The following is a 14,394-nucleotide window of genomic DNA, read 5'->3' on the forward strand; positions in this document are numbered from 1 at the left end:
AGTTTCTCGGCACAAACGTCTTTTATGGTTTGTGATGTATACTTTTGAGGCTATCCCACTCTGGTTTAGCTCACCCTTTGCTCAAACGGCTCTCTATACAAGCAGTACGAGCGAGATATTACCAATTCCCAATTCCCAATTCCCCATAAAACTAATCGCGGCTTCCAATCTAGAGTTAGAACTCAAGAAGAAGTCGCGACGGTTTTGTAATTGACATTATTAATTTTTAGCTGGCAAACAACAAACTCGATTCAACTATCTCGCCGTTGAAAAAAGGAGTTATTTGCGATCAATATTCGCTGGAGAACCAGCATCTAAACCCACTTCAGCAGCCACACGGCTCAGCATGGATTCCTGACGGTTTTTGACTACGTGTTGATGGCGCATCATCAGGTTGCGGGCTTGTTCTTGAGTTGACATAACTGATTTCTCCAAATTATAGGTAATAACTTCGTAGACAATTGTCGAAATTGAGCTTGCCCTAGCTCATGGTGGCGTTGCTGCGATCGTAACTGGCTTGAAAGCTGGGCTGCGGTTTGCCTTGAATGTGACCCCAGTAGTGCGTATCTTCCATCCCGACTTCGGTGGCGGTGCGGTTGAGCATGGATTGCTGGCGGTTCTTCACCAGTTGGTGGTGGCGCATCATCAGAGAGCGAGCTTGATTTTCGGTAGACATAGGGGGTTCCTCCGTATTCTTTAGATTAATGTTGAGCTGGTTTTTTCTTCTCTTCTATCACTATAACAGACAATTCTGTATCTAAAGCTACCAAATTAAAATTGTCACAAAACTTTACAATTGGGCTATGGGGCGAGAATCTAGATCGAAGGTGCAGGGAGTGCGATCAAGCTTGGCCTAGTTGATTCAGCCCCAACCTCAAGCAGCAGTTGGCAAAATTTGACAATATTCCTCTTCTAAGAGCCACATTTTAGCGGCTACCTAATTGCCAAGGGCAAAAATAACTTTATAGTTTGGTTCAGAGCTATAGATGCAGAATTTTGCCTCTCAAGGAAGTCGAATGTGCCTTAGTTAGCAGTAAATTTAATAAGTAGCGAATCACAATTAGATTTACAATGATTAAGCCGCTCTGCTCAAGCACAATCAAGTTTTTTGTAGTCAACTATATAGTAGAGTTGGGCTAAGTGAATCGCCATCGCCATCCTCAAAAAGCGAACTTTCTTTGTTGATAAAAATAGATTAAGTCCCCGCCGCCTCCCCACAAAAAAGAGCGATCATCCTTCCCTAGAAAAACAATCGCCCATTTATCTATAATTTCAATCAACATCAAGTCCCGCCCTTAAGAAACTATGCTGTACCCACAATTACAGAGCTCCCCCTAGCCTCTTTTTCAGGAGGATGCCAGGGGGAGCGAAAGGCTCTGACGTTAGTTTTTCAACTTGTGTGTACAGGGTAGCCCTTAAGAAAGGCGTGCCGGGGAATAAGCTGCCCTAACCGTCAAACAGTAGACGGGTACTACATCAGATTTTAAGTTGACACGAGTCCTACTCGGCGACTTCAGCTTCAGCTTCAGCTTCAGGTGCATCTGGCACATCTTGCTTGATTGTCAAATAGCGAATCACTTCTTCGCTCAGACGCATCGCGCGCTCCAGGGTAAAAATTGCAGCGCCCGGAGCTGTATAGTTCATTTGAACGTATACTCCGTCCCGGTGCTTGCCGATTTCGTAAGCCAAACGGCGCTTGCCACGGTGCTGAGTTTCGATGTTTTCAGCACCTTGATCGCGCAAAATAGTTTGATATTTAGCGATCGCCTGGTCTGTCATTTCTTCACCCAAATCAGGGCGCAGAATGTACATAGTTTCGTAAATAAACGGTTTCATGGCAATAATCCCCTTATGGACAACAAGGCTTCTCACGAAGCAAGGACTTATTATCATATCCCAACAATGAACAATCTCAAAACTAAAAAACCAAATTCCCCAAACAACACTCGCTCGCCGTGGAACACCCTGTGGATCTACAGCATCATGGGCGCGATCGCACTTTTAATGCTGTTTCCCTTGCTGTGGCTGCTCAGTACCTCCCTCAAATCCCCCAACGAAAACATTTTTCAATTTCCCCCGCAACTGTGGCCACAACAGCCAACCCTCGAAAACTTCATCAAAGTTTGGCAAACCAACCCCTTCGGCCGCTACCTGTTCAACAGCACCCTAATAGCCGGCCTGACAGTGAGCATCAACGTCCTTTTTTGCGCCCTCGCCGCTTACCCCTTAGCCCGACTCAAATTTCGCGGCCGCGAAGCCATCTTAATCACAATCATTTCCACAATCATGATTCCCTTCCAAATAGTCATGATTCCCCTATACATATTGACAGTACAACTCGGACTAAAAAATAGTTATTTAGGCGTAATCTTTCCCGGACTAGCCTCAGCCTTCGGCATATTTTTATTACGACAAGCATTCCTAGCAGTTCCCAAAGAACTAGAAGAAGCCGCCCGCATCGACGGCTGCAGTGAATTGGGCATTTGGTGGCACGTCATGATTCCGGCAATTAAGCCAGCCTTAGTCACTCTAGGAATTTTCGTATTTATCGGTTCTTGGAGCGACTTTCTCTGGCCACTGCTAGTTTTAGACAGACCGGAATATTACACTTTGCCTCTAGGGGTAGCCAATTTAGCCGGGACATTTTCTTTAGATTGGCGTTTAGTTGCGGCGGGTTCTATTATTTCTATTGTTCCTGTTTTAGGGCTATTCTTACTGTTGCAAAAATACATTGTGCCAACAGAAACTGCTGCGGGAGTCAAGGGATAGAATTAAGATAAAAAATCCGCGTTTATCCGCGTTCATCTGCGGTTAAAAATTAAAATCTTTTGAACTCAAAACTCACAAAATTTATTTTTTCTGTACGAACTGCCATATATCCGCTGGATTATGGATCGCGCTGCGGTTGTAGATCCTAGATACTCTCATCGCTTTTGCAAATGCGATCGATGCCCAAGACTGGCAAAAATTGCGATCGCACTTAGCTGGCGAAAGAGATATCAACTCTTCGGAATTTTGAGGAATCAAAAAAACTGTGGTAATTGTCAGCCACAATCCTGAAGTGCATGGCGCTTTACCGGGCAAATCGCAAGGAAATCTGATTCACAACTGAAATGTGAACTGATTTTTCATAACTAAAAACTTCCTGCTACCTGGGAGTGAAAACTGCACTGGGGTAAGCAATGCGCTTGTGATTGAACTGTTCCCAAACCCGCACAAAAATCTCGGCAATTAGAGACATATCCTCCCGCGTTAAATCCGAATCAATCAACTGATTATCCTGCCAGCGAGCCCTCAAAATCCGATTAACCATATTCAAAGCCTCTTCATGAGTAGCATCCTTGAGCGATCGCAAAGCAGCCTCGCAAGAATCCGCCAGCATCAAAATCCCGGTTTCCCGCGACTGCGGAATCGGCCCATCGTAGCGAAAATCCTCCTCCCTCACTTGGCGACTTGCGATTGTTAACTTTGAATTATCCGCATCGGGCAAAGCACTCTTTAAATCTTCTATTTCTTTTGCCGCAATTTGCTGCGCTTGGTGGTAGAAATAAGCAATTAACATCGTACCTTGGTGCTCGGGAATAAACGCCTGAATTGCCTTCGGCAATCGATGCTTCCGCGCCATCACCAACCCCTCGGTAACGTGCTTTTTAATAATGTCCGCGCTCGTCCAAGGGTTATTAATTTCATCGTGTTTGTTGGCCCCGCCCATTTGATTTTCACAAAATCCGAGCGGGTCGTGCATTTTTCCAATATCGTGGTATAATGTTCCAGCTCTGACCAGCTCAACATTGCAGCCGAGTTCCCGGGCCGCAGCCTCCGCCAAACTAGCCACAAACAGCGTGTGCTGAAAAGTCCCCGGAGCTTCGGCAGCCAATTTCTTCAACAGCGGGCGGTTGGGATTGGCAAGTTCGGCCAGCCGAGTCGGCGTAATCAAGTCAAAAACGTGTTCCAAATAAGGGCTGATGCCGATCGCCACAACGCTCCAAGCCAAACCGGCCAAACTTTGCGCGCCCACAGTACCGAGCACGACGTACCAAATCGCACCGACAGCGGCGCTGGCAATCAAAGTCCCCACCAGATAAACCGTGCCCTGAGTCAACCCAAGAGCCAAGCCCAAAAGAGCCAATTCCTCGCGCGATCGCAGCCGCCCGGCCATAAAAGCGCCTAGCAATCCCCCCGCCCCGCTAGCGACTAAATGAATCAACTCCACATTTAAGCCAACGGGCAGCAGCACCGACAGCAGCCCCACCACAGTCACTCCTACCGCCGAACCGTAGAAGCCACCCGCTAAAATCCCGATCGCGGGCAAACTCGTCCAAGGCAGCCCCAAACTCACCAGCACCGGCGCGCTCAAAGTCAGCAGCAGCAATAGCAAATGATCTCTCCGGCGCAACCGGTAGTGCCTTTCCACCAGCAGTACGATCGCAATTGCCCCCGCGACTAAACAAACAAAACCCGTCAGCCCCAGCCAATTCACCCCCCGCCGGCTTAAACCAAAATAGTCCAGCAACACGAAATCTTCCTGCGAGATCTCTTTTCCTTGCACAACAATTATTTCGCCCTGATCTACTGCGATCATGACGGGTTTCACCTTTTGCGCCGCTAATTCAGCTAGCTGTTTGGTTTCCTCGCGATCTCTCACCAGATTTGGCTGCAAAATCGCTGTTAAACCCTCCACCGCCAAAGCTTGGGATTCTAACGGCACTTCATCAGCCACTTGCAGCTTCACAGCTTCTTTCAAAATCTCTTTTGGCAACCCCTGCGGGATACCTTGAGCCACCATCCTTTTTGCCGCCCGACTCATACCGGTTTGGGTTTTCTGCCAAGCTGCATCCGACAAATCAAACAGCGAAGTATCGTAAATCTGTGGCAGCCCCAAAACCGAGGGTTGTCCCAGCGCCTCCACAGCATTGAGATAGCGGCGGCGAGCAGAGGAAATACTTTCTGTCAGGCTTTGAAACTCTGCTGCCCGGACCGATCGGCTGTAAGCTTGCAGTTGAGCTATAGCATCTTGCTGAGACTTGTTATCTTTTGCCGCAGCAATTGCGGCGGAATCCAAACTCAATCGCTCGGAAGTTGCACTTTTGTCCCCCGCTTGCGCCACAATAGATCGCCACTCCCACTCGGGACAGCCCCGCAAGTAAACCTGAGCAGCATTTGAGAGCACCGAGGGACTTGCAAACGGAAACGGTCCTACCGCCTCCCGCAGCTCGCTTCCCTGCTGCAAAAATTGTTGTAATTCTCGATAAATTTGTCTATCGACTGCAGAATCCAGCATTAATATCGCTACAGCCCCGCTCCGCGCTGCTTTCCGCTGTTCTTCAGTAGTTTTGTAATCGGGGATGCTAGCAGTAGCAGGAGCCTTAATCGTCTGAGGAGCTTTCGTCCCCACATCCAGTTTCGGCTGGTTGTAGAAGCGGTGGCCCAGAGTGCTGCTTAGGGAAACTACCGCTACCAGCGCCAACATAGGGGAACGAGCTTGATTTTTGAGGCTTGATTTGGAGGTTTTACTTGTAAATTTAGTAGTAAAAGTCTCGGGAAGAAGCCATTTCTGGCGCGACAAACGGCTCAGGAGAGGCCCGCCAGCGCGTGAGGTATCTGCTTTGCTGCTGCCATTTTGCACTTTAGCAATGTGTTGGCGCAGTGAGCGCGCAGCCCCTAGCTGCTCAATCTGCCGCATCAATGAGGAGAGCGTATTCATTTGTGTCGAAGATATATCACTGTTATCCAGCAGCTCTGTCAGAATTTCTGACTATGCATCTTGATTGATTTTATCCGAACTACCGTGGCTGAATATTCAACCCTCCAGGCTACTTTGCCTGACTATCGCCAGTAGTTGACTTTCCTGACGGTGGCCAACAACGCAAGTAGCTTCTTTGCTTCCCTTGTCTGTCTTGAACAGAACTCGCGCGCGAGGGCTAAAAACCTTGTTTCTCCGTAGATTCTTCGTTTTCCAACCCCGTATTCTCGTTTAAACCTGGCTTGTTGGGGCAGGCGTGTCCGATTTAATTTTTCACTTTTTAATCTTTAATTGTCGCTCTCCTTCCACTTTTGCTTTTGACTTGTTAATTTCTAATTGCTAATTTCTGGTTTCCCCTTACCGTCAAAAGCTCCAAACTTTATACTTTACGAGGTCTAATGACATAAGGTGCAGCCACCGCTCGGGCTAGCGCTGCGGAATCCAGTCGGGCATCTGGGCTGTAAACTCCTGCCCAAACAGCAAACAGGTTATTTGCTAACTCTACAATTTTTACATCGCTGCCAGTTCGCCAGAGCGAAGGTTCTTGGCCGTCGGCTAGCTGATGGGATTTAAGCTCAGCCGAAGATACCTGTCGCCATTCTACAGGAATCGCAGCAACGCCGTTATAGGCTCCAGACAAAGCTCCCGTCAAAGCGCAGGTTATTTGTCCGGCTATGCCACAGCGGGCGGCCCGCACCACGGACAACCGCAAGTCTTCTGGGGTGTTCAAAAAGCAGTAGAAAGCTAAGGCAATGGGAATGAAATTTCCAGGGTTGACAATTGACTCGGTTTGTAATTTTTTTTCACCTTCGCCCTGTCTTTCTCGCAAAGCTGTGGCGCTTTTGCACAGATGAGTGGCGGCTGTTTCTAAATCGGCTCCCTTTTCTAGTAGTATTTGCACTTGGAGCAGCAACTCTGTTAAGGCATTATCTGTTTTCAGGTAAGCAAGTGTTTGCTCGATCGCTGTCCCCGGGTCAAGTCTTTCTTTAAGAGCTCTGGCGATCGTATATGCTACTGCTAAAATTGCTGTTTCCCATTCTGGCTGGTTTTCGTTGTGCCACACCTCTATCGCCAGCATGATTTTTTCTCGCAGCTTGGCTTTATTTTCGTGAAAAAACATCGCGGATGGCAGCGCAGCCACGGCAGCTTCACCAGGGTTAAGCAGGGTTTGAAACTCACTGTTGCGGGGATGGTAGATTTCCGACTTGGCAAATGCTTCCCAAGTATCGCGCCAATCTTTTAAATCTAAACCTCTACACCTAATTAAACTTTGAGCGCACGCTACCGCAAGTCTCCCGGATGCCGATGAGTCTTTGCCAGTTGGGATTTTACTGTTGACATAATGCAACCCCAATGTTGCGCCACTTACGGTCAATTGTTGGTGTTTCGTCAGTTGTAAAATCGGCTGCAAGTCTTCTGTTTGGGGGGAAATACCCACGAGTTGCCTCTGGTATTGCAGGCCTATAGAGTCTCCTAAAACTGCCCCCAGGATGGTTCCTTGAAACTTGTTCAACAGGGAATGCCGCATTTGAATTTAACTCAAGTTTTTAGTAATTGGTAATTTAGAATTCTTCCTGGTTTCCTTCTTTGCCTAACTCTTGTGATTAATTGGAATTCAACTCAAACATATAAGGGCTGGTTTTCCATCTAAAACCTGCCCTCATCCGATCGCTATAATCGGTAAATTTTTAATTTTTAATCAGGTAACTAACTAGAGCTTGCAACCCCAGCCGATAACTTTCTGAGCCAAAACCGCTGATTTGCCCGATCGCCACTGCTGCGATAAACGAGTGGTGCCGAAAAGCTTCCCGCCGGTAAATATTGCTCAGATGAACTTCTACCGCAGGGATATTCACCGCGGCGATCGCGTCTCTAATTGCCACACTCGTATGAGTATAAGCTCCAGCATTAATCAATAAGCCTTGGTGCTGTCCTAACATTGAGTGAATTGCATCCACCAATACCCCTTCATGATTCGACTGCTGAATTGAGACTTGCACCTGGAGGGCTTGCGCTTCTAGTTCTAGCAACTTGTTGATATCATTTAAAGTCGCAGAACCATAAACTCCAGGTTCTCGCTGACCCAATAGATTCAGATTAGGGCCGTGAAGTACCAGGATATTTAACAATTTTAAAATTTCCAGTGCAACAAAAATTATGAGAGTTTTGACATGGGATTTAGAACGAGTCTGCCACCTCAAACGTCAAACCTTAAACCTCAAACTTCTAATTCAGTCCCGACTACCTGCGATTCCTAGGTTGGTTGACAGGAATACGAATCGGTTCGAGTTCCGGTTCAGGTTCGGGACTCAGCAGTCCTTCTATCAGCTTGCGAACCCATTCTTTAATTTGTTCCAGCACCTTTTCAATGTCTTCCATTGAACGGATAGCTCCTTTTTTTATAGTCTAGATTGCTAAACCGACGGCTAAATATCTGAAAATAAGCAAGCACGACTTTGAAACCAAAGGTCAAACTTGCTTTCTCACTTGCTGGTTGTTTTGAGCAATGGAGAGAGTCAGTATCTTGGCCAATCAGTCCTATCTTATTATCATAACGAATCTTTACAGATAATCAAGAGGCAAAAGGAAAATTGCCGAATTATATCGGAGTATAGAGTGTTAAATAAAGCTTAAGGTTACGGTTGACTGTTGACAATTGACCAATCGTAGGATTTTTTCTAAGCTTTTGCCAACAATAATTTACGCCGCAGCCGATCGAGCGCCGTACAGCTACTCAGATTCCGAATCCAATCGCGGCCTCTGGCATCGCCAAAGCGGTATTCAAAACTTTCTGCGTCGCCGCGGGGGCCCGCTAAACCGATATAAACCAGTCCGACAGGTTTACCGTCTGTGCCGCCTCCGGGCCCGGCGATGCCTGTAATGCTCAATCCCCAACTGGTGTGGAGGCGAGATTGCACTCCCGCAGCCATTTGTTTTGCCACTTGGTGGCTGACTGCACCAAATTCGGCTAAATCTTGCGGATTAACACCTAATAATCCTTCCTTAACCCGATTGTCGTAAGAAATAATCCCACCCAAAAAGTACCTCGAACTCCCGGCAACACCGGTCAGCATCGCTCCTAACCCGCCTCCCGTGCAGGATTCAGCCACGCTAAGAGTTTCGCCAGCCAACAGCAGCAATTTACCGACAGTCGAGGCTAGGGTATCGGTATCGGCACCGTAACAGTCTAGGCCAGCAATCTGCAGCAACTGTTGTTCGATCGGCTCAATCAAGTTTTTCGCAGCTAAGGACGACTCCGCGCGGGCCGAAATTCGCAGTTTGACTTCGCCGTGATTGGCGTAGGGAGCCACAGTAGGATTAGTTAAATTCAGAAAACTATCTACTTTTTCGGCCAATGCCGACTCAGCAATCCCCCAAAATTTCAATGTGCGGCTGTAAATAGTGGCGCTGCACCAGCCGCCATTTTTCAGATAAGGAACGGCGGTTTCTTGCCACATCAAGTGCATTTCCGCCGGTACGCCGGGGAATGTCATTACTGTCACGTCAGAAACCGGCTGCCAAATAATGCCCGGTGCAGAACCGCTGCGGTTCGGCAGAATGTCCGCAGTTTCTGGAATTAAAGCTTGTTTGCGATTGCTGGGACTCATGGTGCGTCCCCGCTGGGCAAATTTGTATTCGATATCTGCGATAATTTCCGGCTTTTCGATGAGGGGAACCCCAAAAAAATCGGCGATCGTTTCGACTGTGAGGTCGTCTGGTGTGGGCCCGAGGCCTCCGGTGAAGATTAAAAGCTGCGATCGACTGACGGCGATTTCTAACACTTGTTTGATACGTTCTGGATTGTCCCCCACCACTGTTTGATAGTAGTGAGGGATTCCCAGACTTGCTAATTCTTTGGCTAAAAACTGGGCATTGCTATTAAGAATATCGCCTAACAGCAATTCAGTGCCAACACAAATAATTTCAGCAACCATTCAATTTTAGATTTTAGATTTTGGATTTTAGATTGGGGAATTAATTGGGGAATGACAACAGTCAACAGTCAACCGTCAACCCTCAACTAACTATCGAGCGTGTCTCCAAACTTTCCAGCTAGCATATCCCAGCAAACTTGTTGCACCCATAGCGTAAATTACGCCGCTCGGAAGCGAAAAAGCTAGGGCTAAACTTCCCACCCACAGTGTCAGTGAGTAAATAAATAAAACCGCAAATCGATGGGATAGTCCGGCTTCTAGAAGTCGGTGGTGGAGATGGCGCTTGTCAGCAATAAACGGTGACTTGCCGTTGCGAAGTCGATCGAGAATCACCGCCGACATATCTAAAATCGGTACAGCTAAAATTAAATATGGCAGCAACACAGAAGTAACAGCCGTAGTTTTAACTAACCCAATTACTCCCACTCCCGCGAGAGTAAACCCGATAAAATAAGCCCCGCCATCTCCCATAAAGATTTGAGCCGGATTGAAGTTGTAGCGCAGAAATCCCAAGGCCCCGCCAGCTAAAGCCGCTGCAATCAGGGCCGCCGCCGGTTGGTGCATCGCCAGACTGACAATCAGCATCACAACTGCTGCAATCCCTGAAACTCCGGCCGCTAAACCGTCCAAACCGTCAATCCAGTTGATGGCATTCGCCATGCCGACGAGCCAAATCACGGTAATTGGCAAGCTCAGCCAGCCAATATTAGTCAGTCCCAAGGAGGGAACTGTCAGAAACTCAATCTGTACGCCTGCCATCCAAACGATGCTGGATACGCCAATTTGCATGAGCAAGCGTTTTAATGCCGAGAGTGAAAATAGGTCGTCTGCTAAACCGATGAGGAAGAATCCGATGCCGCCGAGGGTTACTCCCCAAATTTCGTATTCGTCTTTGGGATTGAGAACTTGTCCGTTAGCATCAATGAAGCCTCCTGAGAGCCAGACAAATAAGAGGGCAGTGATAGTGCCGAGAAAGATGGACACTCCTCCCAAGCGCACCATAGGGCGCTTGTGGACTTTTCGCTCGCCTGGTCGATCGACTCGCCCGCTTTTGAGACCAATTTTTTTGACTATTGGCGTACTCCAGAGGACGATGATCGCAGAAACCAGAAAAGCGAGTATGTGGTACAGATACTGGTACGGCATCTGAAATCAATTTTAAATAGTGCGGGGCAATTAGGCTGTCAGGCAGAGTCTACTACATTTCAGATGGCTTATAACAAGGAAACATCTTGAAGAGCGACTGGGGGTTTGGGAGTCGGAGATTTGCCACAATGGCAGTTGCCCTGGGGCGAATTGTCAGGTTGTTCATTCATAACTCTCGAATTAACGATTTGAAATATCGACTTTTTCGCGAGCAAAAAAGTCGATATTTGGCGAGCGGGCCCAGTTGAGCGGTATCTTTCACAACCGACAAATACCGTTAGTCAAACCAGCCCCGCCCGACAAATATCTTTACTAAAAACCGTATTGGCGGTCGATATTTTTGGTGAAAACCGCTTGTCAATATCGCTACCGGCAACTCTCAATCTTTTCCTGCTCTTTTACCCTTTTACCCGTACACTTCCAACTACCAATTTCCCATTGCCGATCAGGAAAATTAAGCTAATGCCGGCACTTTTAAGTACAAGTGGGGATATAAGGGGAAGCGATCGCACAGTGCTGCTACTCGACGCAGGCAGTCGGCTGCGACGCTTTCATCATCTGGATTTAGCAGGCGATCGGCAATAATATTGCCAATCTCGGTAAATTCTGCTGTTCCCATTCCCCTGGTGGTCATCGCCGGCGAACCGAGTCTCAAACCGCTGGTGACAAAGGGCGATGCCGGATCGAAAGGCACGGTATTTTTATTAGCAGTAATATTCACACCGCTGACTAATTGGTCGGCTTGTTTGCCTGTCATGTTTACCGATCGCAAATCAACTAGCATTAAGTGATTGTCCGTGCCGCCGGAAACGAGTTTTAAACCCCGCTGCTGCAACTGTGCAGCTAATGCGCGTGCATTTTCAATTACTTGACCGGAATAAGTTTTAAATTCAGGCTTTAAGGCTTCGCCGAAAGCTACTGCTTTGCCCGCAATGACGTGTTCTAAGGGGCCACCTTGAGTGCCGGGGAAAACTGCTTTGTCAAACTTTTTACCTAATTCCGGGTCATTGGTCATAATCAAGCCACCACGGGGGCCACGCAGGGTTTTGTGAGTGGTGGTGGTGACTGCGTGACAGTGGGGGAGGGGGTTGGGGTGATGTCCTGTGGCGACTAACCCGGCGATGTGGGCGATGTCGGCGAGCAGGTAGGCTCCGATTTCGTCGGCGATCGCTCTAAACTTCTCAAAGTCGATAATTCGCGAATATGCTGAATAGCCACAAATTAGCAATTTCGGTCGGTTTTCTTTGGCCAGTGCCAAAATTTCGTCATAGTCGAGCTGTTCTGTTTCTTGGCTGACGCCGTAGTGAAAAGCTTTGAACCATTTGCCGGATACGTTGACCGGCGAACCGTGGGTCAAGTGTCCGCCGTGGGACAAATCCATGCCCATAATTCCGTCTCCGGGTTCCAGCAAGCTCAAAAATACTGCAAAGTTGGCTTGAGCGCCGGAGTGGGGCTGGACGTTGGCGTGAGCTGCTCCAAATAGCTGTTTGGCGCGATCGATCGCTATTTGCTCGATGCCGTCAATAAATTCGCAGCCGCCGTAGTACCGTTTCGCTGGCAGGCCTTCGGCGTATTTATTTGTCAGCACTGAGCCTTGAGCTGCCATTACCGCTGCGGAGGTAAAGTTTTCGCTGGCGATGAGTTCTAGGTGGTCTCGCTGCCGCTGCAGCTCTTGCCCGATTAAATCGGCAATGAGCGGATCGGTTTTGGAAAGGAATTCTAAGTTAGTGTCCGTCACAATAATCAACCTCTTGACAGTTTTGGGATTGGGAATTGGGGATCTTATACCGTACTACGGATTTCGCACCATTGACATAAATATTACGTTGTGTTCAGGTTAAGCGGTTTGTCCCCAACTCCTGACATACAATGAAATTACTGGTGTGAAACCTGCCGGAGGTATCAAATGTTAGTCATTTTAATGGAAAATCAGATGCTTGCCCCTCAGTGTGTTTGCCAAAGTTGTTTGCTGGCAGATCGCACTGGCCAACCGCGCTGGAGCGGTGGAGAGCTTCGCTGCGGACATCCAGTTGCTAAACCTACGGAAAATTTGCCCGATCGGTACGAGTGTCAAATGGGCTTCGTCATTGCCAATATTAAATAAGAAAGCCTGCCGTTGGTAGTTGAGGCTGCTCCCTGATGAGTGAAAAGCAAGTTCCGGCAGAGTCGAAACACAAACCCTGCTGCTGCGTTATCCTGAGTTTAATGAAATTCATAGTTAATCGATCGACTCAGGAGAGTTCATTATGACTTGGCGCGGGTCTACAACTGTTCGAGACCGGATTTTTGCTTCTTTGCCTTATTTGCTCCCGCTGATTGACGGGCTTGCCTTTGGCAGGTTTCTATTTACACAGTTTCCTGTCCTGCAACTGTTGTTGATACCGCTAGCTCCATTGATGCAAATTTATAGTTTGCCCTTTGCTAGCTTGATTATCTTCTTTGCCCTGTATTTAGGAGTAGTTAGAAACGAAAACATCAGTCACTTCATTCGTTTTAATGCGATGCAGGCGATTCTTTTAGACATTGTTTTGATGCTGTGCGGCCTGGTTTTGCCGATTTTTTCTAACGGCGTCCAAGTCGCATTTATTGCGGAAACTCTTTATAACATGGTGTTTTTGGGCGCTTTTGCTGCATTTGTCTATGCAGTCGTGCAGTCGCTCTTGGGACGCTATGCAGAGATTCCTCCGCTTTCGGATGCTGTTTATATGCAGGTACGTTAGTCAATGGGCAGTTGGCTGTTGGCACTTGACAGTTGTTGGTGATAATTACCACTTACCCATTACTAATAACTACTGTATTTTCAAGACTGCCGATGCCTTCAATTTCGATGCGGACTCGATCGCCTATTTGTAGCGGCCCTACTCCTTGTGGCGTTCCAGTCAGTATCACATCGCCGGGAATTAGGGTCATTATTTGACTGATGTAGGAGACGAGAAAGTCTGGGGAAAAAACCATGCGATCGATCTGGGATGACTGTACCGGTCGCTCGCTCTCATTGATAAAAGTCTGCAACTGTGCTGCAGGACTCAGTTCGCGGACAATCCAAGGCCCCAAGGGACAAAATGTATCGAACCCTTTTGCCCTGGCCCACTGGTTGTCCCGCTTTTGCAAATCTCTAGCTGTTACGTCATTGGCGATAGTATAGCCCCAAATTTTGCTGTGTGCTTGTTCGGGAGTACAGTTGGTACAATGTTCGCCAATTACCAGGGCTAATTCTCCCTCGTAGTCTACCCTTTCCGACTGCTGCGGATAACGAATCTCTGCACCTGCTGGGATGACGGCACTCGGAGGCTTGAAAAACAACAGGGGTTCTTCGGGTACTGGGGTTCCCATCTCGGCGGCGTGATCGACATAATTTTTGCCTACGGCTACAATTTTTGAGGGAGAGCACGGGGCGAGAATTTGGTAAGTATCTGGTGAAAGTTCCAAATCGGTTGGTTGTCCTTTTAACCAGGGCGGTGCATCAAATACTTGAACGCTGTGGCTTAGTTGCAGTAAACCGTAATGGATGTGTCCTTGTGTTGTTTTAACTCGAACGTAGCGCTGGGCCATAGTATTTTAGATTTTAGG

At 47.8% G+C, this 14,394-nt stretch carries 14 protein-coding genes; 3 read left to right on the plus strand and 11 right to left on the minus strand.

Going from position 1 to position 14,394, the window contains the following annotated elements:
- Nucleotides 1–279 precede the first annotated feature (279 nt).
- The 3 genes from QUA57_RS10895 to rpsF all read right to left on the minus strand — a co-directional run bounded on the left by QUA57_RS10895 (nt 280) and on the right by rpsF (nt 1,836).
- Entirely contained in the window at nt 280–420 is a 141-nt protein-coding gene (locus QUA57_RS10895) for a hypothetical protein (RefSeq protein ID WP_333035219.1), read from the minus strand.
- Between the two features lie 61 nt (nt 421–481).
- Nucleotides 482–676 carry a hypothetical protein gene (locus QUA57_RS10900; RefSeq protein ID WP_006631905.1) on the minus strand — a complete coding sequence of 65 codons (195 nt, stop codon included), beginning with the start codon at nt 674–676 and terminating at the stop codon, nt 482–484.
- 824 nt (nt 677–1,500) lie between these two features.
- Nucleotides 1,501–1,836 carry a 30S ribosomal protein S6 gene (rpsF, locus tag QUA57_RS10905; protein ID WP_015176119.1) on the minus strand — a complete coding sequence of 112 codons (336 nt, stop codon included), beginning with the start codon at nt 1,834–1,836 and terminating at the stop codon, nt 1,501–1,503.
- Between the two features lie 15 nt (nt 1,837–1,851).
- On the opposite strand from rpsF, the gene QUA57_RS10910 reads away from it, so the two are divergent.
- Nucleotides 1,852–2,769 carry a carbohydrate ABC transporter permease gene (locus tag QUA57_RS10910; RefSeq protein WP_333251095.1) on the plus strand — a complete coding sequence of 306 codons (918 nt, stop codon included), beginning with the start codon at nt 1,852–1,854 and terminating at the stop codon, nt 2,767–2,769.
- A 379-nt stretch (nt 2,770–3,148) separates the two neighbouring features.
- Here the strand turns inward: QUA57_RS10910 and QUA57_RS10915 are convergent, their stop codons facing one another.
- The 7 genes from QUA57_RS10915 to glyA form a co-directional block, all read right to left on the minus strand.
- Nucleotides 3,149–5,704: an HDIG domain-containing metalloprotein gene (locus tag QUA57_RS10915; RefSeq protein WP_333060844.1), complete on the minus strand. Its 2,556-nt coding sequence runs from the start codon at nt 5,702–5,704 to the stop codon at nt 3,149–3,151.
- 418 nt (nt 5,705–6,122) lie between these two features.
- Nucleotides 6,123–7,271 carry an ADP-ribosylglycohydrolase family protein gene (locus tag QUA57_RS10920; protein WP_333060846.1) on the minus strand — a complete coding sequence of 383 codons (1,149 nt, stop codon included), beginning with the start codon at nt 7,269–7,271 and terminating at the stop codon, nt 6,123–6,125.
- A 160-nt stretch (nt 7,272–7,431) separates the two neighbouring features.
- Entirely contained in the window at nt 7,432–7,872 is a 441-nt protein-coding gene (gene aroQ / locus QUA57_RS10925; RefSeq protein WP_333060849.1) for a type II 3-dehydroquinate dehydratase, read from the minus strand.
- 112 nt (nt 7,873–7,984) lie between these two features.
- Entirely contained in the window at nt 7,985–8,122 is a 138-nt protein-coding gene (locus QUA57_RS10930) for a hypothetical protein (protein ID WP_006631912.1), read from the minus strand.
- Between the two features lie 299 nt (nt 8,123–8,421).
- Nucleotides 8,422–9,678: a competence/damage-inducible protein A gene (locus tag QUA57_RS10935; protein ID WP_333060850.1), complete on the minus strand. Its 1,257-nt coding sequence runs from the start codon at nt 9,676–9,678 to the stop codon at nt 8,422–8,424.
- 90 nt (nt 9,679–9,768) lie between these two features.
- Nucleotides 9,769–10,824 carry an MraY family glycosyltransferase gene (locus tag QUA57_RS10940; RefSeq protein WP_190663118.1) on the minus strand — a complete coding sequence of 352 codons (1,056 nt, stop codon included), beginning with the start codon at nt 10,822–10,824 and terminating at the stop codon, nt 9,769–9,771.
- 454 nt (nt 10,825–11,278) lie between these two features.
- Nucleotides 11,279–12,562, minus strand: coding sequence for a serine hydroxymethyltransferase (gene glyA, locus QUA57_RS10945; protein ID WP_333060851.1), 1,284 nt, complete (start codon nt 12,560–12,562; stop codon nt 11,279–11,281).
- Nucleotides 12,563–12,730: 168 nt separating this feature from the next.
- On the opposite strand from glyA, the gene QUA57_RS10950 reads away from it, so the two are divergent.
- The gene (locus QUA57_RS10950; protein ID WP_006631916.1) at nt 12,731–12,928 is read left to right on the plus strand and encodes a hypothetical protein; all 198 of its coding nucleotides are present in this window, start codon (nt 12,731–12,733) and stop codon (nt 12,926–12,928) included.
- 142 nt (nt 12,929–13,070) lie between these two features.
- Nucleotides 13,071–13,544 (plus strand): Tic20 family protein, encoded by a 474-nt coding sequence (locus QUA57_RS10955; protein ID WP_333060853.1) that lies wholly within the window; start codon nt 13,071–13,073, stop codon nt 13,542–13,544.
- A 52-nt stretch (nt 13,545–13,596) separates the two neighbouring features.
- On the opposite strand, the gene QUA57_RS10960 is transcribed toward QUA57_RS10955, so the two are convergent.
- Nucleotides 13,597–14,376, minus strand: coding sequence for a fumarylacetoacetate hydrolase family protein (locus QUA57_RS10960; RefSeq protein ID WP_333035096.1), 780 nt, complete (start codon nt 14,374–14,376; stop codon nt 13,597–13,599).
- Nucleotides 14,377–14,394 lie beyond the last annotated feature (18 nt).

Origin of the sequence: Microcoleus sp. Pol7_B2 (genome assembly GCF_036701035.1) — a bacterium.
Taxonomy (GTDB): Bacteria; Cyanobacteriota; Cyanobacteriia; order Cyanobacteriales; family Microcoleaceae; genus Microcoleus.

Bases quoted from the DNA above. Each gene is read 5' to 3' on its own strand.
- rpsF (WP_015176119.1), bottom strand. From the start codon at position 1,836: ATGAAACCGTTTATTTACGAAACTATGTACATTCTGCGCCCTGATTTG.
- QUA57_RS10900 (WP_006631905.1), bottom strand. From the start codon at position 676: ATGTCTACCGAAAATCAAGCTCGCTCTCTGATGATGCGCCACCACCAA.
- QUA57_RS10915 (WP_333060844.1), bottom strand. From the start codon at position 5,704: ATGAATACGCTCTCCTCATTGATGCGGCAGATTGAGCAGCTAGGGGCT.
- QUA57_RS10955 (WP_333060853.1), top strand. From the start codon at position 13,071: ATGACTTGGCGCGGGTCTACAACTGTTCGAGACCGGATTTTTGCTTCT.
- QUA57_RS10960 (WP_333035096.1), bottom strand. From the start codon at position 14,376: ATGGCCCAGCGCTACGTTCGAGTTAAAACAACACAAGGACACATCCAT.
- QUA57_RS10910 (WP_333251095.1), top strand. From the start codon at position 1,852: ATGGACAACAAGGCTTCTCACGAAGCAAGGACTTATTATCATATCCCA.
- QUA57_RS10895 (WP_333035219.1), bottom strand. From the start codon at position 420: ATGTCAACTCAAGAACAAGCCCGCAACCTGATGATGCGCCATCAACAC.
- QUA57_RS10935 (WP_333060850.1), bottom strand. From the start codon at position 9,678: ATGGTTGCTGAAATTATTTGTGTTGGCACTGAATTGCTGTTAGGCGAT.
- QUA57_RS10940 (WP_190663118.1), bottom strand. From the start codon at position 10,824: ATGCCGTACCAGTATCTGTACCACATACTCGCTTTTCTGGTTTCTGCG.
- QUA57_RS10920 (WP_333060846.1), bottom strand. From the start codon at position 7,271: ATGCGGCATTCCCTGTTGAACAAGTTTCAAGGAACCATCCTGGGGGCA.
- QUA57_RS10930 (WP_006631912.1), bottom strand. From the start codon at position 8,122: ATGGAAGACATTGAAAAGGTGCTGGAACAAATTAAAGAATGGGTTCGC.
- QUA57_RS10950 (WP_006631916.1), top strand. From the start codon at position 12,731: ATGTTAGTCATTTTAATGGAAAATCAGATGCTTGCCCCTCAGTGTGTT.